The 20,939-nt window shown below is 63.6% G+C and carries 19 protein-coding genes and 1 tRNA gene; 2 read left to right on the top strand and 18 right to left on the bottom strand.

Features of this window, described 5'->3' with window-relative positions; all coding sequences use genetic code 11:
• Nucleotides 1-149: 149 nt before the first annotated feature.
• The 7 genes from ACT9T4_RS24445 to gabD all read right to left on the bottom strand — a co-directional run bounded on the left by ACT9T4_RS24445 (nucleotide 150) and on the right by gabD (nucleotide 10,567).
• On the bottom strand, nucleotides 150-1,451 hold the full coding sequence (locus tag ACT9T4_RS24445) for an NAD(P)/FAD-dependent oxidoreductase (protein WP_499119408.1): 1,302 nt from the start codon (nucleotides 1,449-1,451) through the stop codon (nucleotides 150-152).
• A gap of 54 nt (nucleotides 1,452-1,505) precedes the next feature.
• Nucleotides 1,506-2,870: a glutamine synthetase family protein gene (locus tag ACT9T4_RS24440; protein WP_499119406.1), complete on the bottom strand. Its 1,365-nt coding sequence runs from the start codon at nucleotides 2,868-2,870 to the stop codon at nucleotides 1,506-1,508.
• A 334-nt stretch (nucleotides 2,871-3,204) separates the two neighbouring features.
• Nucleotides 3,205-4,770: a methyl-accepting chemotaxis protein gene (locus tag ACT9T4_RS24435; RefSeq protein ID WP_499119404.1), complete on the bottom strand. Its 1,566-nt coding sequence runs from the start codon at nucleotides 4,768-4,770 to the stop codon at nucleotides 3,205-3,207.
• A gap of 188 nt (nucleotides 4,771-4,958) precedes the next feature.
• Nucleotides 4,959-6,035, bottom strand: a complete 1,077-nt coding sequence (locus tag ACT9T4_RS24430; RefSeq protein WP_042554204.1) for an FAD-dependent oxidoreductase — start codon at nucleotides 6,033-6,035, stop codon at nucleotides 4,959-4,961.
• Nucleotides 6,036-6,227: 192 nt separating this feature from the next.
• Complete coding sequence (locus tag ACT9T4_RS24425; RefSeq protein ID WP_499119402.1) at nucleotides 6,228-7,442, bottom strand: HDOD domain-containing protein; 1,215 nt, start codon at nucleotides 7,440-7,442, stop codon at nucleotides 6,228-6,230.
• 138 nt (nucleotides 7,443-7,580) lie between these two features.
• The gene (gabT, locus tag ACT9T4_RS24420; RefSeq protein ID WP_042554202.1) at nucleotides 7,581-8,861 is read right to left on the bottom strand and encodes a 4-aminobutyrate--2-oxoglutarate transaminase; all 1,281 of its coding nucleotides are present in this window, start codon (nucleotides 8,859-8,861) and stop codon (nucleotides 7,581-7,583) included.
• A 257-nt stretch (nucleotides 8,862-9,118) separates the two neighbouring features.
• On the bottom strand, nucleotides 9,119-10,567 hold the full coding sequence (gene gabD, locus ACT9T4_RS24415; RefSeq protein ID WP_499119399.1) for an NADP-dependent succinate-semialdehyde dehydrogenase: 1,449 nt from the start codon (nucleotides 10,565-10,567) through the stop codon (nucleotides 9,119-9,121).
• A 348-nt stretch (nucleotides 10,568-10,915) separates the two neighbouring features.
• Between gabD and ACT9T4_RS24410 the strand changes: the two genes are divergently transcribed.
• Nucleotides 10,916-10,992, top strand: a tRNA-Arg gene (locus ACT9T4_RS24410).
• A gap of 472 nt (nucleotides 10,993-11,464) precedes the next feature.
• On the top strand, nucleotides 11,465-11,743 hold the full coding sequence (locus tag ACT9T4_RS24405; protein ID WP_499119398.1) for a hypothetical protein: 279 nt from the start codon (nucleotides 11,465-11,467) through the stop codon (nucleotides 11,741-11,743).
• An 84-nt stretch (nucleotides 11,744-11,827) separates the two neighbouring features.
• Here ACT9T4_RS24405 and ACT9T4_RS24400 read toward each other — a convergent pair whose 3' ends face one another.
• From ACT9T4_RS24400 to ACT9T4_RS24350, 11 genes are all read right to left on the bottom strand, one after another.
• On the bottom strand, nucleotides 11,828-12,346 hold the full coding sequence (locus ACT9T4_RS24400; RefSeq protein WP_499119396.1) for a type II secretion system protein M: 519 nt from the start codon (nucleotides 12,344-12,346) through the stop codon (nucleotides 11,828-11,830).
• The gene (gene gspL, locus ACT9T4_RS24395) at nucleotides 12,343-13,449 is read right to left on the bottom strand and encodes a type II secretion system protein GspL (protein ID WP_499119394.1); all 1,107 of its coding nucleotides are present in this window, start codon (nucleotides 13,447-13,449) and stop codon (nucleotides 12,343-12,345) included. Before gspL ends, ACT9T4_RS24400 begins: the two co-directional genes overlap by 4 nt.
• A 2-nt stretch (nucleotides 13,450-13,451) precedes the next feature.
• A complete protein-coding gene (gspK, locus tag ACT9T4_RS24390; RefSeq protein WP_499119392.1) occupies nucleotides 13,452-14,426 on the bottom strand; it encodes a type II secretion system minor pseudopilin GspK in 975 nt (324 codons plus the stop codon).
• Entirely contained in the window at nucleotides 14,423-15,181 is a 759-nt protein-coding gene (gene gspJ / locus ACT9T4_RS24385; RefSeq protein WP_499119391.1) for a type II secretion system minor pseudopilin GspJ, read from the bottom strand. The genes gspK and gspJ overlap by 4 nt, the downstream gene beginning before the upstream one ends.
• Nucleotides 15,181-15,570, bottom strand: a complete 390-nt coding sequence (gene gspI / locus ACT9T4_RS24380; protein ID WP_172137281.1) for a type II secretion system minor pseudopilin GspI — start codon at nucleotides 15,568-15,570, stop codon at nucleotides 15,181-15,183. Before gspI ends, gspJ begins: the two co-directional genes overlap by 1 nt.
• Nucleotides 15,567-16,118 carry a type II secretion system minor pseudopilin GspH gene (gene gspH, locus ACT9T4_RS24375; RefSeq protein WP_499119389.1) on the bottom strand — a complete coding sequence of 184 codons (552 nt, stop codon included), beginning with the start codon at nucleotides 16,116-16,118 and terminating at the stop codon, nucleotides 15,567-15,569. Before gspH ends, gspI begins: the two co-directional genes overlap by 4 nt.
• 6 nt (nucleotides 16,119-16,124) lie before the next feature.
• Nucleotides 16,125-16,511: a type II secretion system major pseudopilin GspG gene (gene gspG, locus ACT9T4_RS24370; protein WP_499119410.1), complete on the bottom strand. Its 387-nt coding sequence runs from the start codon at nucleotides 16,509-16,511 to the stop codon at nucleotides 16,125-16,127.
• A 48-nt stretch (nucleotides 16,512-16,559) separates the two neighbouring features.
• Entirely contained in the window at nucleotides 16,560-17,777 is a 1,218-nt protein-coding gene (gene gspF, locus ACT9T4_RS24365; RefSeq protein WP_499119387.1) for a type II secretion system inner membrane protein GspF, read from the bottom strand.
• On the bottom strand, nucleotides 17,777-19,294 hold the full coding sequence (gene gspE, locus ACT9T4_RS24360) for a type II secretion system ATPase GspE (RefSeq protein WP_499119386.1): 1,518 nt from the start codon (nucleotides 19,292-19,294) through the stop codon (nucleotides 17,777-17,779). The genes gspF and gspE overlap by 1 nt, the downstream gene beginning before the upstream one ends.
• 329 nt (nucleotides 19,295-19,623) lie before the next feature.
• A complete protein-coding gene (locus tag ACT9T4_RS24355) occupies nucleotides 19,624-20,049 on the bottom strand; it encodes a hypothetical protein (protein WP_499119384.1) in 426 nt (141 codons plus the stop codon).
• Between the two features lie 18 nt (nucleotides 20,050-20,067).
• Nucleotides 20,068-20,841: a hypothetical protein gene (locus ACT9T4_RS24350; RefSeq protein WP_499119382.1), complete on the bottom strand. Its 774-nt coding sequence runs from the start codon at nucleotides 20,839-20,841 to the stop codon at nucleotides 20,068-20,070.
• Nucleotides 20,842-20,939 lie beyond the last annotated feature (98 nt).

Raw genomic sequence — 20,939 nt, 5'->3', positions numbered from 1 at the left:
TCGCTGCGGGGTCGCAGCTCCTACAGGATCGTGCAATCCTCAGCCCCGTAGGAGCCCCGACCTCGGGGCGAAGCGATTGTGGCCATCCTGCAAAAACGGCGGTGTGCCCCTATTCGCCGCCGCGGGAGGGGCTGCGCTTGCCGGATCGCCTAGCGCAGCTTCTCCAGCAGTTGGTAGTACCACATGCCCAGCGCCAGCATCGGGTTGCCGAACACGTCGCCCATCGGCACCTTGATGTGCGAACAGCCGGCAAAGGTCTCGAAACGTGCCAGCTCGCCGCCCATGGCCTCGGCCATGATCTCGCCCATCACGTGGCTGGTGGCGATGCCGTGGCCGGAGTAGCCCTGGCAGTACCAGACGTTGGGCGACAGCTTGCCCAGTTGCGGGATGCGGTTCAAGACGATGCCCATGGCGCAGCTCCACTGGAACTCGATGGGCACGCCTTTCAGGCTCGGGAAGGTCCTTTCGATACCGGGCCGCAACTCGGCCGCGATATCCCGCGAGTCGCGTCCGGAGTAGTTGGCGCCGCCGCCGAACAGCAGGCGCCCGTCGGCAGTCAGGCGGTAGTAGTCGAGCACGAAGCGGCAGTCGTAAACGGCCAGGTCCTGGGGGTTGATCTGCGCCGCCAGCTCGCCCAGCAGCGCGGTGGTGACGATGCCGCCCATGGCCGGAAAGATCATGCCCTTGAGCTTTCCAGGCTCCAGCTTGTGGTACACGTCGCCGGCCAGCAGCACCTGATTGGCGACCACCCGCCCTTCGGCCGTAACCAGCGTCGGCGTAGCGCCGTGAACGATCTCCAGCACCGGCGAGTGCTCGAAAATCAGCGCGCCCAGGCTATGGGCCGCCCGCGCTTCGCCCAGACACAGATTCAGCGGGTGCAGGTGCAAGTTTCGGGTGTTCTTCAGCGCGCCAAGGTACAGGTCGCTGGCCAGGTGGGCACGTACGCCACCGGCATCGAGCAGGGTCACGTCGGCCTCCATGCCACGGCGCAGCGCCTCGTCATGGGAGGCACGCAGTTCGTCGAGGTGGGCGGGTTTCATCGCCGCATGCAAGTGGCCGTGTTTGAGGTCACAGGCGATGCCGTAGCGACGCACCCGCTGCTCGATGATGTCGTGGCCGCGCCAACGCAGGTTCCAGATGAAATCGTCGACCTCCCCACCCAGCCGCTTGCGCATCTGCTTGGCCATGGCGGCGTCGCCAGACAGGCTGCCGGTGACCTGCCCGCCATTGCGGCCGCTGGCGCCCCAACCGATGCGATTGGCCTCCACCACGGCCACCTTGAAACCACGCTCGGCCAGTTCGACCGCCGTGGCCACGCCGGTGAAGCCGCCGCCGATGATTGCCACATCGACCCGCACTTCACCCTGCACGCTCGGGTAGTCGCTGTCCTGATCGATGCTCGCGCTGTAATAGGACGGGCTGCGCTCGGCTGCCGTCGTCGTGTCTTTCATGTCCGTTCCTTAGCGGCCCGCCTGAGCGCGCCACGATAATCATGTTGTGCAAGCTCACGCCTGATTCAGGTACCAGCGCCAGTCCTGCTCGCCGACTTCCCCCATGAAGCGCCGCTGCTCCTCGCGCTTTACCGCCAGGTACACGTGCAGAAACTCCGCCCCCAGGGCCTCGGGCGCCCAGGTCGAGGCCTGCAGCGCGCACAGCGAGGTCAGCCAATCGGTGGGCAGCAGGGTCTTGGCCTGGGCATAACCGTTGCCTTCGACGGGCTCACCGGGGTCCAGCTCTTCGCGGATGCCACGGTGAATGCCGGCGAGGATCGCCGCAGCGGCCAGATAGGGGTTGGCATCGGCGCCGCAGATACGGTGCTCGATATGCCGCGTGAACGCCGGGCCGCCCGGCACGCGCAGGCTCACGGTGCGGTTATCCACACCCCAGGTCGGCGCCAGCGGCGCGTAGCTGTTGGCCTGGAAGCGCCGGTAGGAGTTGGCGTTGGGGCAGAACAGCAGGAGTGAGTCGAGCAGGCTGGCGAGCATGCCGCCCACCGCGTAACGCAGCAGCGGGGTCCCTGCGGGTGCCTCACTGGCGAACAGGTTGCGGCCCGCCGCGTCGTTCAGGCTGACGTGCATGTGCATGCCGGTGCCCGCCAGATGATCGAACGGCTTGGCCATGAAGCAGGCCTGCATGCCATGCCGATGCGCCACGCCCTTGACCAGGCGCTTGTAGCGCACCGCCTGATCCATGGCCTGCAACGCATCGCCATGCTCCAGGGTGATCTCCACCTGCCCCGGCGCGTATTCGGAAATCGCCGTGCGTGCGGGGACGCCCTGGGCCTTGCACGCAGCGTACAGGTCAGCCAGAAACGGCTCGATCTGCTCCAGCTCGCGCAGGCCATAGACCTGGGTACTGCGCGGCCGCCCGCCATCGGCATCCAGGGCCGGCTGCGGGTGGCCACGGGCGTCGCGCTTGGCATCGAGCAGGTAGAACTCCAGCTCGCAGGCCATCACCGGGTGAAAGCCCTCGGCCTGCAGCCGCTCGATCACCTGCACCAGCACATGGCGCGGGTCGGCGATGCTGGCCGGCATGCCGTCCTGCGGGTGCATGCTGACCTGCACCGCCGCCGTGGGGATCAGCCGCCAGGGCAGGCGCACCAGGCTGCCAGCCAGGGGATAGGCGCGACAGTCGATGTCGCCGACGTCCCAGACCAGCCCGGAATCCTCGACGTCATCACCGTTGATGCTCAGACCAAGGATGGTGCTCGGCAGCGGTCGGCCGCTGCGGTAAACGGCGAGCAGTTCGTCACGGTGCAACAGCTTGCCGCGCGGCACGCCGTTGGCGTCGATGATGAACAGTTCGAACAGCTCGATATCGGGGTTCTGCGCGAGGAAATCCTCGGCGTCCTGCAAGGGCGCGAATTGCATGATGGCTTCTCATGGGCCACGGGCGACCGTCACGGCGGACAGTGGGCCCGGATCGACTTCTCGGCCGCACAGGCGGCCATGGGTGTCATCAGAAGACCAGAAGAACATCCGGCGGGCGGGCGTGGCGACAATGCCAGAGTGCCCAGAAGGCGAGGGTCTGCGGCAGCCCCGTGGGTTCGGGCGCCCGGCCCCGCGAGCGCAGGGCTGGCAGGGCGATGGCTGGGGCAAAGGTGCAGACCGGGATAGACATGCCAGCGAGGCTCGCACGCCGCCATAGTCAGGTTAAATTGTTATTACCGCACCTTCAGATAGCCAGCGGCTAAACAATGGCCTGTCACGGCTCGGGTTTATAGCCCAGTCGCAGGCCTCCCCAATGCTTGCCCTGCACATGGATCGGCACCGACAGGTCGTGCATCAGTTCGCCGGTATCGCGCATGTAGGTCTGCAACAACAGGCGCTGTTTGTGGCTGCCGCAGCGGATGCCGGTGCGGTCGTTGAACATCCGTTTGCTGCGGCTCTTCACGGTATCCACGGCGCGGTCACCGGTGGGCGGATGATTGAACGCCTCGTTGTGGGTCGGCACGTAGCCTTCCGGCGTGGTGGCGATGGCGAACACCAGGCCTTCGTGGCGCTTGAGCAGCGGCTCCTGGATGGCGGGCAGCACCTGATCGGCATGGCTGTCGAAGCGCGTGCGGAACTTGGCAGGGAAGCTGCCCTGAATCGGCTGGTACTGACGGTCGAACAGATCCGCCAGGCTGATGCGCCCGGCCTGGATATCCGCCTCGAACTGCCGACCGATCGCGGCGGCGCCTTCCAGGGCGAGGTCGTAGATGCGCTGGTGATAGCTGTCCAGGCCGACGCTGGCCAACTGTTCGCTGACGCTTTCCGCCTGGCCGACCAGTTGTTCGGCGGCCTTGCCCAGTTGCCGGGTCTGATCCTCGCTGCTGCGCACGTCGCCGCGCAGTTGCTCGACCGCCACCAGCAGCTCGGCCAGGTGTTCGTGGTTGCTCGCCGTGCCGGCGCTGATCTGCGCCACCTGAGTGTCGACATCGGCCGCCAGGTCGGCGATGCCGCGCAGTTGCTCACCGGTGAATTCGATCTGTCGGGCGGCAGCTTCCAGCTCTTCGGCCTGACGCTGGATATGGTTGACCACCGCCGAACTCTGCTGACGGATATCGGCGACCATCTGCCCGACTTCCCCCGTGGCGGTGGCGGTACGCCCGGCCAGGCTGCGCACCTCGTCGGCGACCACCGCGAAGCCGCGGCCCTGTTCACCGGCGCGGGCAGCCTCGATGGCGGCGTTGAGCGCCAGCAGGTTGGTCTGGCTGGCGATGGACTGGATCACCTGGGTGACCTGCTCGATCTGCTCGGTACGCGCCCCGAGGCCATCGATCAGCTCGCGGCTGGCGGCGGCCTGGGCGCTGAGCTGCTGCATGCGGCTGATCGCCTGCTGCAGCTCGGCCTGGCCGGTGGCGCTGCTGGTGCGCACGGTCTGCGCCGCACCGAGGGTCTGGCCGGCGCGCTCGGCGTTGCTCTGTTCGGTGCGGGTCACGGCGTGGGCACCTTCGCCGATCTGTTCGACCGCCGCCAGTTGCGACTGCAGCTTGCCGGCCAGTTGCTGCACGGTGAAGGCCACCTGGGCGGCCGACAGGGCGTTATGGCAGGTGTGCTGCGACAGGCTCTGGCTCAGCTCATCCAGCGAGGCCGCCGGCGCGGCGTCGGCAGGCGGCGCAGCAACCTTGCGCCAGGGCCCGAGCCACGGCCACAGGGCCAGCGACAACAGCGCGATGACGCCAAGATAGGTCGGCAGGTGCACTTGTTGCCAGACCACCAGCAACGCGAGCAGGCCGAGCACGTGCAGGGCCAATGCCAGCCGGTCATGCGTAAAACCAGAACCCATGGCGAACCTCATTGTTTTTATGGTGCCGGGATATCGGGCGCAGCAAGCGCCGAGCCTTGTTTCAGCTCATCGGCAGCGCAGGGCGTATCTGTAGAGGCGCGGCAGCCGCCTGGCCGAGTTGACCATCTCATCATGCGCCGGGCTATGGCACTTTGGTAGCAGAGGGTCGACTTCCGGGAGAGTGCCGATCAGCGCTTGAGGCTGTGACGCTTGACGAAGGCGCGGTCGAAGTAGTCCTTGCAGCGCCCGTAGAACTGCCCGCCGGCGCTCCACTGACGCCAGCCGAACAAGGCACCGCCATCGCCACTGGCCAGCAGCAGCGGGCGCTGGCCGCTGGTCTTGAAGTCGCGCAACGGCCCGCCACGCAGTGCCGCGCTCAGGTTGGCGGCCAGCACCGGCACCTGGCGCATGGAATACAGGCCGCTCTTGCGCACGCCAGGCAGGTTGGCGCAATCACCCACGGCGAAAATCTGCGGATGGGAATGGCTCTGCAGGGTCGGCGCGGTGTGCACGAAACCATCGCCATCGCAGCTCAGGCCGCTGTCGGCGATCCACGGGAATGCCTGGGCGCCGCTGGCCAGCAGCAGCCGACCGCCACGCCACACCGCCGCGTCGCCGCTGATCAGGCAATCACCGTCGATGCGGCTGATCGGACAATGCTCGCGCACCTGCACCCGGCGCATGCGCAGATGGCCCCAGGCGCGCATCCGCAACCCGGCACAGTGGCCAGCCAGCAGCGGCTCGCCGCAAAACAGCGCCAGCTGCGGTACCTGATCGGCCAGTGCCAGGGCCATTTCCACCCCGGCCACGCCGCCACCGAGAATCGCCAGAGGCTGAGGCTCGCGCTGCCAGGCCTGCCAGCCAGCGATGAAGCTGTCCACCGGCTTCACCGCCAGCACATCCATCGCGTCGCCCTCGCGGGGCGGGCAGGCGACCCGGTCGCCGGCATTCAGCGACAGCCAGTTGCCCTGCAGCACGCGGCCATCGCCCAGGCTAAGTTGCCGCGTGGCGGCATCCAGAGCAGCCACCGGCGCGACGATCAGTTCGACCTGGGCAGCCTGGCACAGCGCGGCCAGGCCGATCTGGCAGTCCTCGGCGCTGTAACGCCCCGCTACCAGCCCCGGCAACATGCCGGCGTACCAGGTGTGCGCGGCGCTGGCCACCAGGGCGATGCGACCCACCGGCCGCTCGATCAGCGCCCAGCGCCGCAGAACCCCGAGATGGGCCGGGCCTGCGCCTACCAGCAACAGATCGTAGTCAGTCATCTACACCGATATCCTTGTGAGCCTGAGCAGAGCGACAAGCCGCGCTGCGAAAAGCAGAGCGAGCTTTGACCGAAACGCGCCCGGAATGATCCGGCGCTCCCCGAGCATGGCGGCAGCGAGCCGTTTCGAGCAAGAGAACAGACGCTTGGGGCAGGCTTTCGACACATTTTTACAGCGCGATTTATGCCGAAATCATGCGGCGGATGCCTGGGCAGGCAGCCGCTCGAGCACCCCGGGGTCGAGGCGCAACAGGCGCACGCAGCGGGCCTCGCGCAGCTCGCTGGGGCTTTGCGACGCATCGAGCGCGACCACATGCCCGGCGAGGTTGAGCACCAGCGCTTCGCGGGAAAACACCCCACTGTTGAGGCTGTAATAGGCCGCCACCAGCTCGCGCAGCCCGAACGGCAGGCGCCAGCGGATACGCAGCGCCGAGCCGAAACTGGCGGCGCGCAGGCGGATGGCCTGTTCGATTTCCTCATCACTGAGGCTGCCGCCAGCGTCCTGCCAGTCCTGCATGCAGCGCAACAGTGCCAGCTCGCCGATGTTGTGCAACAGGCCGGCGGTGTAGCAGAGCTCGGCATCCAGCGACAGTTCGCAGGCCAGCCAGTGAGCGACCTCGGCACTGCGCTGGGCTGCGGCCCAGGTGCGCACGCCCTGCTCGGCCAGGCGCGGGTCACTGAGCCGGGCGTTGCGCTGCACGGAAAGCCCCAGCACCAGATTCAGGGTGCGTGCCACCCCCAGGCGCGGCAGGGCCTGGGCCAGGGTCTGACAGGGGGAGCCGTTGTGGTGAGCGGCACTGTTGGCGGCGGCGATCAGGCAGGCGGTGATCTGCGGGTCACGGGTGAACACCTGCTCCAGCTCACGCAGGCTCGGCTCGCTGCTGTTCAGGTACTGGCTGACCGAGTCACGCACCGAGGCCAATAGCGGCGCGCCCTGCCCTTCTTCGCGCATGGCGTCCAGGTAATCTTCGAGACGGTTCACCAGCAGCGGCCGAATCGGGCACAGCAGCTCCTCGCCCTCGCTGAGCAACAGCCCAGCCAGGCGCTGGCGCAGTGCTTCGGCGTTGAAGGGTTTGGCCAGATAGGCGGTGGGTGCCAGCGGCTTGGCGGCGCGCACGCTGTTGGCATCCAGGCGGCCGCTGATGAGGATGAACGGCAACGCCGGAGTACGCGGGTGGCGGCGCAACTGGCGCAGCAACTCCAGGCCATCGACACCCGGCAGCTCGCTGTCGGCGATCACCAGTTCCGGCAAACGTCGCTTGCAGCGTGCCATGGCCGCCTGGCCATCGCTGACACGGATCACCACGGCGTCGCAGCGCACGTCGAGCACCAGTTGCTCGAGCAGATCGGCCGTCCACGGATCGGTATCGGCGATGAGAACTTCCGGTGCGCTGGCCGCTGCAGACATCCATGAACCTCTTCACATAGGTGTAAGAGGCTCAGTATAGACAGGTCAGCGAGCGCTCTGCCGCAGCCCGACAGGCAAACGCAGGCAAACGCAGGCAAAAAAAGACCCGCCGAAGCGGGTCCTTTTCAACGGCGTGGCTTAAGCCAGTTCGTCGAAGCACTCGGCAACGATGGCGATGCCTTTTTCCAGCTGGGCGTCCGGGATGGTGACCGGCATCAGGAAGCGCACCACGTTGTAGTAGGTGCCGCACGACAACAGGATCAGGCCCTTGTCGCGCGCCTTGGCGACGATCTTGCCCGTCAGCTCGGCAGCCGGTTTGCTGTGGTCGCCGCCTTCGAACAGCTCGATGGCGATCATCGAACCCAGGCCACGTACGTCACCGATCACCTTGTGCTTGGCAGCGATGTCGCGCAGGCCGGCCTTGAGCTTCTCGCCCACGGCGTTGGAACGATCCAGCAGCTTCTCTTCGTCGAACACCTTCAGCACGGCCAGGGCCGCGGCGCAGGCGATCGGGCTACCGGCATAGGTGCCGCCCAGGCCACCGGGAGCGATCTTGTCCATGATCTCGGCCTTGCCGCTGACGCCGGAGATCGGGAAGCCGCCGCCGACGGATTTGGCGAAGGTGGTCAGGTCCGGCACGACGCCCAGTTGCTCGGTGGCGAAGAAAGTACCGGTACGGCCAGCGCCGGTCTGCACTTCGTCAGCGATCAGCAGAATGCCGTGCTGGTCGCACAGGGCACGCAAGCGCTGCATGAAGGCTGGCGAGTTGACGTAGAAGCCCCCTTCGCCCTGCACCGGCTCGATGATGATCGCGGCGATGTCCTGAGGCTGGGCATCGTTCTTGAAGATGCGCTCGATGCTGGCGATGGACTCGTCTTCGCTGACGCCATGCAGCTCGCACGGCGCGATGGCGCGGTACACACCGGCAGGCATCAGGCCCATGCCGGCGGAGTACGGCGCCACCTTGCCGGTCAGCGACAGGGTCATCATGGTGCGGCCGTGGTAGGCGCCGGTGAAGGCGATCACGCCAGCACGGCCAGTAGCGGCACGGGCGATCTTCACGGCGTTCTCGACGGCTTCGGAGCCCGAGGTGACCAGCAGGGTCTTCTTGGCGAAGTCGCCCGGTACGCGCTTGGCGATTTCTTCGCACAGCTCGATGTAGGGTTCGTACGCCAGCACCTGGAAGCAGGTGTGGGTCAGCTTGGTCAGCTGTTCCTGAACGGCGGCGACCACTTTCGGGTGCAGGTGGCCGGTGTTCAGTACGGCGATACCGCCGGCGAAGTCGATGTACTCACGGCCTTCGACGTCCCACACGGTGGCGTTCTCGGCGCGCTCGGCGACAATCGGGTGGATCTGGCCGACGCCACGCGGTACGGCGGCTTGGCGGCGTTGCAGCAGGGATTCGTTGGTCTTGCTCATGGCTTCCTCATTCACCGCTCATCGTCGGTGTGGTTCAAGGATGAAATGACCGGGTCAGCGCCGTCGCAGCATACGATGATCGACTGCAACACTCGCCCCGATCACAGGGACTATTTTTGCTTTCACGCACTATCGGAGCGTAGCGAGCGAAGGTCAGGCAAGGCGGCGGGGCCGGGAAAAAGCGGAGTTGGCTGTTGCCAATGAGCATTTTTCCCGGCCCCGCCAACGCAGCATCACCGAAGCGCAGTAGCGACTACCTAGATGCTCAGGCAGAGGTACTTGATTTCCAGGTAATCCTCGATGCCGTACTTGGAACCTTCACGGCCCAGGCCCGAGGCCTTGATGCCGCCGAACGGCGCCACTTCGTTGGAAATCAGGCCAGTGTTGATGCCGACCATACCGTATTCCAGCGCCTCGGCCACACGGAACACGCGGCTCAGGTCACGGGCGTAGAAGTAGGAAGCCAGACCGAACTCGGTGTCGTTGGCCATGGCGATCACTTCGGCTTCATCCTTGAAACGGAACAGCGGCGCCAGCGGGCCGAAGGTTTCGTCCTTGGAGACCAGCGCATTCTTCGGTACGTCGGCCAGAATGGTCGGCTCGAAGAAGGTGCCACCCAGAGCGTGGGCCTTGCCGCCGGAGAGGATCTTGGCGCCTTTGGAAACGGCGTCCTCGATGTGCTCCTTGACCTTGGCCACGGCCTTCTCGTCGATCAGCGGGCCAGTGGTGGTGCCGTCTTCCAGACCGTTGCCGATCTTCAGCTTCTCGACCGCGACCTTGAGCTTCTCGGCGAAGGCATCGTAGACGCCGTCCTGCACGTAGATGCGGTTGGCGCACACGCAGGTCTGGCCGTTGTTGCGGTACTTGGAGATGATCGCGCCTTCGATGGCCTTGTCCAGGTCAGCATCGTCGAACACGATGAAGGGCGCGTTGCCACCCAGCTCCAGCGACACCTTCTTGATGTCTTGGGCGCACTCGGCCATCAGCTGGCGACCGATTTCGGTGGAGCCGGTGAACGACAGCTTGCGTACGATCGGGTTGCCGGTCAGCTCGCTGCCGATGTCGCCAGCGCTGCCGGTCACCACGCTGAACACGCCAGCCGGGATACCGGCACGGGTGGCCAGCTCGGCCAGAGCCAGAGCGGAGTACGGCGTCTGCGAAGCCGGCTTGAGCACCATGGTGCAACCAGCGGCCAGCGCAGGGCCGGCCTTGCGGGTGATCATCGCGGCCGGGAAGTTCCACGGCGTGATGGCCGCGGTAACGCCGATCGGCTGCTTGATGACGATCAGGCGCTTGTCGGCCTGGTGCCCCGGGATGGTGTCGCCATAGACGCGCTTGGCTTCTTCGGCGAACCACTCGATGAAGGACGCTGCGTAGGCGATTTCGCCCTTGGCCTCGGCCAGTGGCTTGCCCTGCTCGATGGTCATCAGGCGCGCCAGGTCGTCCTGGTTCTCCAGCATCAGCTCATACCAGCGACGCAGCTTGGCGGAACGCTCCTTGGCAGTCAGAGCACGCCAGGCCGGCAGCGCCTTGTCGGCCGCCTCGATGGCACGGCGAGTCTCGGCCGCACCCATCTTCGGCACGGTACCGATCACGTCACCGGTGGCCGGGTTGGTCACCTTGATGGTCTGGCCGCTGTCGGCATCAGCCCAGGCACCGTTGACGAAAGCCTGCTGGCGGAACAGTTGAGCGTCTTTCAGTTGCATGGCGGTCTCCTCTATCCTGGCACCACGGCACCAGAAGATGACGAAAGAAGCTGGGAGCGAACCCAGGTATGGGTAGAGCGACAGATTAGCCACTGCCTGGCCGTTCGAACGGGGTGTAACGCCCAGAGTTCAGCGTAACCACATGCACCGTTTGAAATATCAAACAGATCCTAAGATCAGCAGGGTTAAAGGGCAATAGGCCGTTCGAGAAAATTAACAACCCAGCCGATCATCGGCATTCGCACCGCCCCTCTTTATAGCCGAAGCCCGCCTTCCCCACCCGCCAGACGAGCCCCACCAGCAGCATGGACGCACGCCAGCGACATGCGTATGATTGCGCCCCGCAACGCACCAGTAGCTCAGCTGGATAGAGTACTGCCCTCCGAAGGCAGGGGTCGTGGGTTCGAATCCCGCCTGGTGCGCCAGATCGTTGTTACCCTCCATCCAACACGGATGCTCAGGGAACACCCCGCAAAGCCCGCCAAGTGCGGGCTTTGTCGTTTCTGGGGTTCTCGCTTCTCCAATGCCGCCGCTCGAACCTGGCGTCTATTCATGGCAGGGCAGGCTTCAGCTGACGTTGCCAGGCCAGCTCCGCGGGCCTATAGTCGGTGCGTCGCTGCAAAATCAGTGACCGGGTGTGGAAGCCCGACCAACTCTAGGCGCACAAGCGCCATCGTACCGAAAGCAGGCGCTTTTTTTGTGCCCGCCGTTTCGTTTTATGGTGGCTGTGCGCAGGGCGCCTTCGGGTGCGCCGGATTCCTAGAGTTCCGGTCTTCCACACCTGTGTACAGCCGCCACCCATCATGTGGAAGTGATGTTGGCGGCTCCTCAACTCTAGGAGCTACACCCATGACGAATGCACATTCCCCACCGAATACCAGAACGGAGGCCAGCACCATGACTGACCTTCTCCCCCTGTCCAGCAACCCAACCACCACACCGGTGCTGCTGATCGACACCAACAACTCCTACCTCGACCTGCAGGAAAGCGCCACGCAACGCCTGAACGCCGTACGCGGCCTGCTGCACAGCCTCGCCGCCATGAAGATCACCCAGGCAGACGCCATCGACGTGCAGAACCTCAGCGAAGCCGCCTACCTGCTCACCGAAGATGCCTGCGACTTGGTCAGGGCCGCGCACAAGGCAGCGATGCGCGAGGTGCGTCGGCAGACCTGAGCTGCGCGGGTAGTCCGGCCCGGCCGCTCGGCTGCTACCAGCCGGGCTGCCGAGCCGGAGCGGTGCCAACGCGCAGCGGCTGCATCACGGCCCTGCCTGCAAGGTCACCCTGGCGTCCACCTTGCCGGTGTCGGCACGGTCGAGGTTGACGTCACTCAGGCGTACCCCTTTGCCTTGCAGTTCGCTGAGCCACAGCAGCAGCGGCTCGAACGGCACCTTGGCCATGGAGATCAACAGCCCGCTGCCGTCGTTGTCCAGGCGCTCCAGTGGCAAGCCACGCTGCTGGGCAGTGGCGGTCACCAGGCCTTGCAACTGTTCGGGCTCGAGCGTCACTTTGGCGGCACCCGCTCCGCGAACCCTGGAGGCGTTCTCCTGGATGTAGGTGTAGAGCACCTGCTGGCTCTGGTAATACTCGCGGGCTCGGTCGAGGCGTTTGACGACCGGCTGCCAGACCACCACATAGAGCAGTACCAGGGCCAGAAACCCGGCCAGCACAGTCAGTGCAAGGCGCTCACGGCTGGGCAGGTGCTGCCAGCGCTGGACCAGGGGCGATTGCCGCAGTTGCGCCAGAGCCTCTTCTTTCCACAAAGTCAGGGCCTTCATGCGCCACCTCCCAGCACTACACGGGCGGTAATGCCCTGTTCTTCACGACTGGCCGAGCCCAGCTGCACCTTCAGCCCCCCTTCCACCAGGCGCTGGCGCAATTGTTCAAGCGCTGCGAAATCCTTGGCCCGTACCTGCAAGGCCAGATCGCCACGCACTTGGCTGTAATCCACCTGCACCACCGACAGCGGCGACTTGGCCTCGGCAATGGCAGCGGAGGCCTGCTCCAGCATGCTGATGAACCCACCTTCGCTTCGCTGGCCCTGGTTCAGGTGCTCGGCAAACTGTGCCCGGAGGTTGACGATGCGCTGGTCCTCGGGGAACAGCTCCTTGTACAGCGCCACACTGGCGGCGTTGAAGGCATCGCCACGGCGCTCCAATTGCCAGGCCTGAACCACGCAGAAGCCGACATAGCACACCACCCACAGCCCCAGCACGGCAGCGAACGGCCGCCAGACCGTCCAGGCCTTGTTGTCGCTGCGCGGGGCGAACTCACCCTGCGCCAGGTCGACCGCATTGCCACGCCCCTGGGCCAAAAACTGATAGGGCGAATCGCAGGTGCTGGGCTGCACCAGAGTGCCGCAGAAATTGCGAATCTGTGGCCAGCGCTCGAGCGTGATGGCCAGGCGCGCTTCCAGTTCACCCCCGAGCAACACGCGCTCGCCCAACTGCAGGGCCTGCTCACCGTCACGGGGCAGCAGGTCGGCGTCCAGGTAGATGGCGGCGATGTTCAGTTGCAGCGCCTGCAGATCATCCAGCCAGCCACCGAGCAGGGCACGACGTATCGCAAATACCCGGTAACGGCCATCGCCGGTCATTTCACCAAGGGCCAGGTGAAAGAGTTCGACCTCTTCGGCCAGTAGCTCTTCCACGGCGTACGGCAGTGCCTGGCGCATCCAGCGTGCCTTTTGCGTAGGCAGGCCGATCAGAAAGGTACTGGCCACTTCCATCGGCAGTACCAGCGCTACCGGCCGCCCTTCGAGGCTCTGCGCGCATTCCGCTGCGGACAGCCATTGGCCGTCGCCATGCTCGCGCTGCCAATACAACAGGCTCTGCTCGCCCAATTCGCTGCCACCGGCAGCGGGCAAGAAAAGGCAGTCCATGGTCATTCTCCAGATTGCTCGGCTACCGGGCTCAAGTAGCCCGGCTGACCTGTGTCTCGGCGCAGCACGCGCACCACGCCCTTGGGGTCGCGCTGCAGGGTACTGAGCAATACCAGGCGACGATCGCCCAGACGTACTTCGCTGCGCACCTGGTAATAGGCGCTGCCCACTCCCAGGCCGGCGGCCGTCACCCCGGTGCCAGCCAGGGCTGGCTGGTCGAGGAAGCTGCGCAGTTCCTTGTAGCCTTCACGGCCCCGCCCGGCGAGCAGGCTCTGTGCCGATGCAGGATCCAGGCTGTCGCCCAGGCTGGATAGCACCATGGCGCTGGCGGTGTTGACGTTGAGCGGCACCTTGCCTGGCAACACCGCGACGTAAGGTAGCAAGCGGCGGTAATTCTGCTCGGTCATGCCCAGCAGCAGGCGCAGTTCGGAGATGTCCTGCATCTCATGGCCTGCCGTGCGATAGGGCGGTTGCATCAGCAGGTACTGGTTGTCTTCTGCACCGTACTCACCAGTGGGCTCCTGGTCCTTGTCGAGCCAGTCCACCAGCCGCTCGGCATAGGGCTCGTCGATTTTCAGACGCAGCAACAGGCGCTGGAAGCGTTTTACCGCCAGGTCATTGCGGCGCTCGTCCTGCACCAGGCTGTTGAGATTGAAGCGCCCGGCAAGGTCCTCGATGGCGACACCTATTTCGCCACCGTCGATGGGGAAAACCGGCAGCGGCTTGGCCCAAGCTTCCAGAGGATGGTCGATGGTGGCGCGAGGGTCGACGCCCGGCGCCTTCAGGTCGCGCAGCAGCACCGCCTGCCCAAGCGCCTCACCGCCCAGGGCGTATTGCCAGGCCTGGCTGATCGCCAATTGATTGCCTGCATTGCGAATCGACAGTTGCTGGCGGGCGATCAGGCCAGCACACACCAGAGTGACGATGGTCACCACCAGCAATACGGTAATCAGGGCTACGCCGCGCTGCCGATTCACTGCGCGGCTCCGTTCTCGCCGACGGCACTTTCGCCATCGGCCGGCTTCTCGACCGGCGCCGTGCCGTCCGGCTCCTTATCGCCCGGCTGCTCGGCATCGGGCTGCGGCTCCTCGTTGTCGGCTTCCTCCATGGCCGGCTCCGGCAGGCGATACAGGCGGCTGAGCTCGCCATAGTGACGGTGCTCGATCTTCACCTCGAGCGCCAGGGGCATGCGCTTTTTCGCATCTTCCGCGCTGAAATTGCCCTGGCTCGGCGGCCACTGTTCCTGCCACTGGCCCTGTTCGTCTAGGAAACGCAGATTCATCGACTGCACACCGGCGAGCACCTTCTGCGCCCGTGGCTGGCTATCGACAGCCTGGTCGAGCACATTCCAATACAGGCGCTCCAGCGTTTCGCCAGCCAGGCGCCAGCGCACTCGCTGCACCTGGGCTCGCGCACCACCCAGAGGATTGCGCCAGCCATTGCGGCTGAACTCCAGCGCCGCGTTGCCATCGCTGGCGCCCAGTTCGCCCAGCAAGGTGGCGCGCTCGTCGCCATAGGCATCGCGCACGCTGCGGTTGAGGGCCTGGTTGACGTCGCGGTCCAGCGAGGCGAAGGCACGGCTCAGTTCGCGCAGATCGCGCTCGTGCTGGCGGGTCACTTCGTCGGTCTTCAGCACGGTGGAAAGCATGCGGTAGGTGCCCATGGCCAGCAGGGAAAAAATCGCCACGGCGATCATCACTTCCAGCAGGGTGAAGCCACGCTGACGGCGCATCAGCCACGCACCGCGAGAAAACCGGTCAGGCTGTGCACCGAGCGCTCTTTGACCGGGCCGCTGCTGCCCCGCTCGGGCTTGGGAGCCACCCAAACGGTGACACGGCGCATGCCCTTGTCACTGGTGCTCTCTATTTCACTGTGGGTTTCCCACTCGCGCCCGCCGTACTCGAGGCTTTTGTCTTCACGGCCTTCGCCGGGTGTGGGGAATTTCAATTGCAGCTCGGCCACGCGGTTCTCGGCGATCCAACCAGCCAGGGTCTTGGCCTCCAGTTGCTGGGCAACGATCAGGCTGCGGCTGCTGGCGGTCAGCACCGAGGCGGCGACAGTGGCGAAAATCGCCAAGGCGACCAGCACTTCAAGCAGGGTAAAACCGTGCTGACGACTCATGGCCGGTCGTCCATGCTGGCGCTGGGCAACTGATAGCCGTCACTCGCCAAGGCATAGGCATTGCCGCCTGCGCGGCGCTCTTCGAGGCGCAGGCGGAACGGCGACAGCTCGCCGCTGGAGAGAATCAGCAACTGCGGCACCAGTGGTTCTTTCTTTTCATCGCGGTTGCTGGTCAGGCCGGGCTGATCGTCCTGAACGTCAGGCTCGGGCAACTTGAGTGCCTCGCCATCCAGCTCCAGCGTCAGGCGCAGGCTGGCCGGAGTACGGTGCGTCTTCTGGCTGTCGGCCTCGCTCCAGGTACCGGATAGGTTGTCGTAGCTCAGCACCTGGTAGCCCTCGGACGTGACCCGCAGGCCGTACTCCTGGCCATCCAGCACGGCTTCATCGGCCAGCACGCCGATCAGCGCGGCCAGGCGCTCGGCTTCGTTACGCAATTCGCGACTACCGCTGCTGCTGCCAATGGACAACACCGCCAGGCTGACCATGGTGCCAATGATGACCAGCACCACCAGCAACTCGATCAGGGTAAAGCCGCGGGCCTGGCGCATGGATGCTCAGTTTTCCCAGTTGCCGATATCGGCGTCACTGTCGGTGCCGCCTTCTTTGCCATCGGCACCCAGCGAGTAAAGGTCGAACGGGCCTTTGGTGCCCGGGGCCAGGTACTGGTAGGCGTTGCCCCACGGGTCGACCGGCAGGCGTGCGAGGTAGCCGTCCTTGTTCCAGTTCTTCGGTGCCGGATTGCCGCTGGGCTTTTTCACCAGGGCTTCTAGCCCCTGCTGGGTGCTCGGGTAGGCGAAGTTGTCGAGCTTGTACATGTTCAACGCGGCAGAGATCGCTTTGACGTCACCGCTGGCGACGGTGATCTTGGCCTGGTCCGGACGGCTCATCACCTGCGGGACGATCAGCGCGGCGAGGATGCCGAGGATGACCACCACCACCATGATTTCGATCAGCGTAAAGCCCGCTTGCTTGAATCCTTTGTTCACGTGTCACCCCACGAGTTGGTTAAGAGAAAGAATCGGCAGCAGGATGGCCAGCACGATCACCAGCACCACCGCGCCCATGAATACCAGCATCAACGGTTCGAACAGCCCGACCAGCATGGCGATGCGTGCGGCCAGGTCGTTTTCCTGGTTGCGCGCGGTGCGCGCGAGCATCTGGTCGAGTTCGCCGGACTTCTCGCCGCTGGCGATCATGTGTCGCATCATCGGCGGGAATTCGTTGGTCTGCTCCAGGCTGCGGGTCAGGCTGCCGCCCTCGCGTACCTTCTGCGCAGCCACCTGCACCTTGGCGCGAATGGAACGGTTGGTGATCACCTGAGACGAAATACCCAGCGCATCCACCAGCGGTACACCGCTACGCGTGAGAATGGCCAGGGTCGAAGCGAACCGGGCAGTATCGGTTGCCCGCGCCAGGCGACCGATCACCGGCAGGCGCAGCAGCACGATATGCCAACGCAGGCGCGTAGCGTCCCGGCGCAGTGCGGCGCGGGCCATCACGGTGCCGGCCACGGCGCCGACCAGAAACAGCCAGCCCCAGTTCTTCACCAGATCGCTGGCGGCAATCAGGCCACGGGTCAATGCCGGCAGCCGCTGCCCGGAGTCGAGGAACACCTTGACCACATCCGGCACCACGTAGCCGAGCAGAAAGCCGACGATGATGAGCGAGGTGGCCATCAGGATCAGCGGGTACAGCAACGCCAGTTGCACACGCTGCCGGGACTGCTGGCGCTGCTCGGTGTAATCGGCCAACTGCTCCAGCACCAGCGACAGGTGCCCGGCATGCTCGCCCGCCGCCACGGTAGCGCGGTACAAATCAGGGAATGCAGAAGGGTATTCCTTGAGGCTGTTGGCCAGGCTGTTGCCCTCCAGCACGCGGGAGCGCACCGCCAGCATCATCGCCTTCACCCGCGGCGTTTCACTCTGTTCGGCGACTGCCAGCAGGGCTTCCTCGATGGGCATGGCGGCCTGCACCAAGGTCGCCATCTGCCGCGTCAGCAAGGCCAGATCGGACGCCGACAGGCCGCGCTGAAAACTCCAGCCAACCTCGGCGCTGTGCTCCTTGTGGCTGCGAGTAGGTTTTACATCCAGCGGCGCCAGCTGTTTATCGCGCAGCAACTGACGCACCTGTCGGGCGCTGTCGCCCTCCATCACGCCTTTGCGCTGCTGGCCCCGGCTGTCGAGGGCGATGTATTCGAAGGCAGCCATTATTCCTCGCGGCTCACACGCAACACTTCTTCCACCGTAGTCACCCCGGCCAGTACGTTGCGCCGGCCGTCATCGCGGATGCTGGGGCCGCTGGTGCGGGCATAGCGGGTCATTTCCTGCTCGGAAGCGGCGTTATGGACCAGGGTGCGCATATAGTCATCGAAGACCACCAGCTCATAGATGCCGGTACGACCGCGGTAGCCTATCTGGTTGCATTCGCTGCAGCCCTTGGCGTGGTAGAGGGTAGGCGTAGTAGCCGGGTCGATGCCAAGCAGCGCGCACTCCGCGGCGTCGGCTTGATACGGCACCTTGCACACCGGGCACAGCGTGCGCACCAGGCGCTGGGCCAGTACACCGAGCAACGAGGATGACAGCAGGAACGGTTCGATACCCATATCCACCAGGCGGGTGATGGCACCGATGGCCGAGTTGGTGTGCAGGGTAGAGAGCACCAAGTGGCCGGTGAGCGAAGCCTGCACCGCGATCTCGGCGGTTTCCCTATCACGGATCTCGCCGACCATCACCACGTCCGGATCCTGACGCAGGATCGCTCGCAGGCCACGGGCGAAGGTCATGTCCACCTTGGCGTTCACCTGGGTCTGGCCGATGCCTTCCAGGTGGTATTCGATAGGGTCTTCCACGGTGAGGATGTTGCGTGTGCCGTTGTTCAGGCTCACCAGGCTGGCGTACAGGGTGGTGGTCTTACCCGAGCCGGTGGGGCCGGTCACCAGGATGATGCCGTGGGGCTTGCGCACCACCTCCTCCATCAAGCGTTGATCGCGCGGGCTCATACCGAGATGGGTAAGGGTCAGGCGCCCTGCCTGTTTATCCAGCAGGCGCAACACCACCCGCTCGCCATTAGCTGACGGCAGTGTCGACACCCGCACATCCACCTCACGGCCGCCGACCCGCAGTGAAATGCGTCCATCCTGCGGCACGCGCTTCTCGGCGATATCCAGCTTGGCCATCACCTTGATCCGCGACACCAGCAAACCGGCCAACTCGCGACGCGGCTGCACCATCTCGCGCAGAATGCCGTCAATACGGAAGCGTACTACCAGACGCTTCTCGAAGGTCTCCACATGGATGTCCGAGGCGTTTTCCTTCACTGCTTCGGAGAGGATGGCGTTGATCAAACGGATGATCGGCGCATCGTCCTCCTGCTCCATCAGGTCTTCGGTTTCCGGCAAACGCTCCGCGAGGCTGGCCAGATCCATGTCATCACCCAAGCCCTCCACCATCTGCATGGCAGCGGAAGAGTCCTGCTGATAGGCCTCGCTCAACGCCTGGTCGAAGGTAGCGATATCCACTTCTGCCACATCCAGCGGCAACCCTGCAAAACGCAACGCCTCCCCCACCGCCGGCAATGACGCTCCCGGACGATAAACCACACGCGCCCCCTCTGCGCCTAGGTGCAACAACACCCCGTGGCGTTTGGCAAAGGCGAACGGCAGGCGACGTAACGCAACCGGTTCAGCGGAGGCATCAGGCGCATCGAAAGAAGGGGAAACCGACATCGCACAATCCATGTGTAAACAGCGACGAGATCGCGGGTCCGAAAGCCCGGCAGGCAGCGCCAGGCGGGTGCTGGCTATTGGATGGCAATTAAATCACAGGTTGGGGTGCGAATAGGTCGATCAATGCACATTGCCCATCGCCGCTAACGGGGCCATTACGACCTAGAGATAGCTCGTAGCGGCTCGCACAGCCCTTAGCTAGCAGCTTGCCCAAGTAAATGAAGGATTTCACGCTCATCGAGCAGCTTGGCAGGTTCAGCAGCCGAGACTTATAGATGCAATAGTCATAAATGTAGAACAAGCCAACCCCGATGTATAACAAAGAAAATTCAACTCAAAAAAACAAACAAATCCTCAACTATCCTTGCATGCTCCTCATCAGAGCAAATGGAATCTCGCCTAGCTGACGTAACTCGTTCAAACCCTCGACTCCCATAATGATAAAAGTCTCCATGAAATGGCTCTTCCTCAGCCGCTTCATCACCCTCTACATAGACAACCAAACATTTAAACTTTTGGTAGTTTCGAGCCCAGCGGCCAACTTGGCTCAGACTCACATCGCTATCATGCCAGCTAATTACAGCCGTCAAACCTCGGCATAGCATGTCTTGCGGGAAATCAAAGTCCTGCGTCAACTGAAAGAGATCGTCCCACTCAGGGGAAAAATCCTCAGGGAAATCAGGGCGCGTATCTCGCATCAGAAAACAGTTCAACATCGCAATAGTTTCGGCATCTGCCGCAACAATGCCAACCATGATATTCCAAGAAAAAAGCTACTCCTTAAAACGCGAGATACTGCTCTTCAACCAAGGTGCAGCTTCAGTCGAATAGAACAACTCCCGAAGCCTTTCGACAAGTAATCTTTTTGACTCACTTAGGCTAGAGGCCTGACTCCGCAAGACCGTTACCAACAGATCATCCATGACTTCCTGAATATCATCTTTTATCGATTCCGGATCCCGCACCTTGATTAGCAATTCATTAAACAATTGCACCGCATACAGAACGTAAAAATCTCTTTCTTCATCCGAGCTCGTTAGGCGCCGCCGCGCATCATACATAAACCTGTAGATAGTATTCACATAGACATCATTTAAATCACGGCTCAGCTCACTATGTAGCACGACAGGCAAGTAAACGCCCTCAACAAAAAAACGCACTTTCTCATGTCGATCAGGAAGACAGCTTATATCTCTTGCTTTACGCAAAAATGCAATCAGCACTTGCAGTTGCTGTCCTCGAGAAAGCTCATTAAATAATCCAGACACTTCTTCTGCCGTTGAGTAGGGCGTCATGAACAACCTATCGCACCCACTTAATCCGGCACTATTAAGTGCCACGCCAGAATCGACAGCAGGCATAGCCTCGCCATAGACAAAAAAATGAGAGAATGTTTTCTGTTGCGAAGCAGTAAATTGCAGCTCTTTCTTCAGCAGCCGCCACTGCTCTTTTCTTTCCTTAACCCATTCGGGGTCATCCGCTTTCCAAAGTTTTTTAAACCGTTTGAAAGGCGACTCACTTCTTGAAAAATCAGATTCCTTCATCATGGTAACTCACAATAGCTTTAAAGTTAATCTGGCAACTCGAAATCATTAAGTATATTCGTGCACTTCGACACTTAGATAATTCGGCCCACCCCTATAAG

It is taken from the genome of Pseudomonas sp. SZ40 (genome assembly GCF_052958135.1).
The sequence above is the reverse complement of the archived record's forward strand: the minus strand, read 5'-3'. Positions and strand labels throughout refer to the sequence as shown.

Bases quoted from the DNA above. Each gene is read 5' to 3' on its own strand.
- ACT9T4_RS24425 (WP_499119402.1), bottom strand. From the start codon at position 7,442: ATGTCTGCAGCGGCCAGCGCACCGGAAGTTCTCATCGCCGATACCGAT.
- gspG (WP_499119410.1), bottom strand. From the start codon at position 16,511: ATGGTGGTGGTGGTCATCCTCGGCATCCTCGCCGCGCTGATCGTCCCG.
- ACT9T4_RS24445 (WP_499119408.1), bottom strand. From the start codon at position 1,451: ATGAAAGACACGACGACGGCAGCCGAGCGCAGCCCGTCCTATTACAGC.
- gspE (WP_499119386.1), bottom strand. From the start codon at position 19,294: ATGTCGGTTTCCCCTTCTTTCGATGCGCCTGATGCCTCCGCTGAACCG.
- ACT9T4_RS24405 (WP_499119398.1), top strand. From the start codon at position 11,465: ATGACTGACCTTCTCCCCCTGTCCAGCAACCCAACCACCACACCGGTG.
- gspJ (WP_499119391.1), bottom strand. From the start codon at position 15,181: ATGCGCCGTCAGCGTGGCTTCACCCTGCTGGAAGTGATGATCGCCGTG.
- ACT9T4_RS24350 (WP_499119382.1), bottom strand. From the start codon at position 20,841: ATGATGAAGGAATCTGATTTTTCAAGAAGTGAGTCGCCTTTCAAACGG.
- gspL (WP_499119394.1), bottom strand. From the start codon at position 13,449: ATGGACTGCCTTTTCTTGCCCGCTGCCGGTGGCAGCGAATTGGGCGAG.
- ACT9T4_RS24440 (WP_499119406.1), bottom strand. From the start codon at position 2,870: ATGCAATTCGCGCCCTTGCAGGACGCCGAGGATTTCCTCGCGCAGAAC.
- ACT9T4_RS24430 (WP_042554204.1), bottom strand. From the start codon at position 6,035: ATGACTGACTACGATCTGTTGCTGGTAGGCGCAGGCCCGGCCCATCTC.
- gspH (WP_499119389.1), bottom strand. From the start codon at position 16,118: ATGCGCCAGGCCCGCGGCTTTACCCTGATCGAGTTGCTGGTGGTGCTG.
- ACT9T4_RS24400 (WP_499119396.1), bottom strand. From the start codon at position 12,346: ATGAAGGCCCTGACTTTGTGGAAAGAAGAGGCTCTGGCGCAACTGCGG.
- ACT9T4_RS24435 (WP_499119404.1), bottom strand. From the start codon at position 4,770: ATGGGTTCTGGTTTTACGCATGACCGGCTGGCATTGGCCCTGCACGTG.
- ACT9T4_RS24355 (WP_499119384.1), bottom strand. From the start codon at position 20,049: ATGGTTGGCATTGTTGCGGCAGATGCCGAAACTATTGCGATGTTGAAC.
- gspF (WP_499119387.1), bottom strand. From the start codon at position 17,777: ATGGCTGCCTTCGAATACATCGCCCTCGACAGCCGGGGCCAGCAGCGC.
- gabT (WP_042554202.1), bottom strand. From the start codon at position 8,861: ATGAGCAAGACCAACGAATCCCTGCTGCAACGCCGCCAAGCCGCCGTA.
- gspI (WP_172137281.1), bottom strand. From the start codon at position 15,570: ATGAGTCGTCAGCACGGTTTTACCCTGCTTGAAGTGCTGGTCGCCTTG.
- gabD (WP_499119399.1), bottom strand. From the start codon at position 10,567: ATGCAACTGAAAGACGCTCAACTGTTCCGCCAGCAGGCTTTCGTCAAC.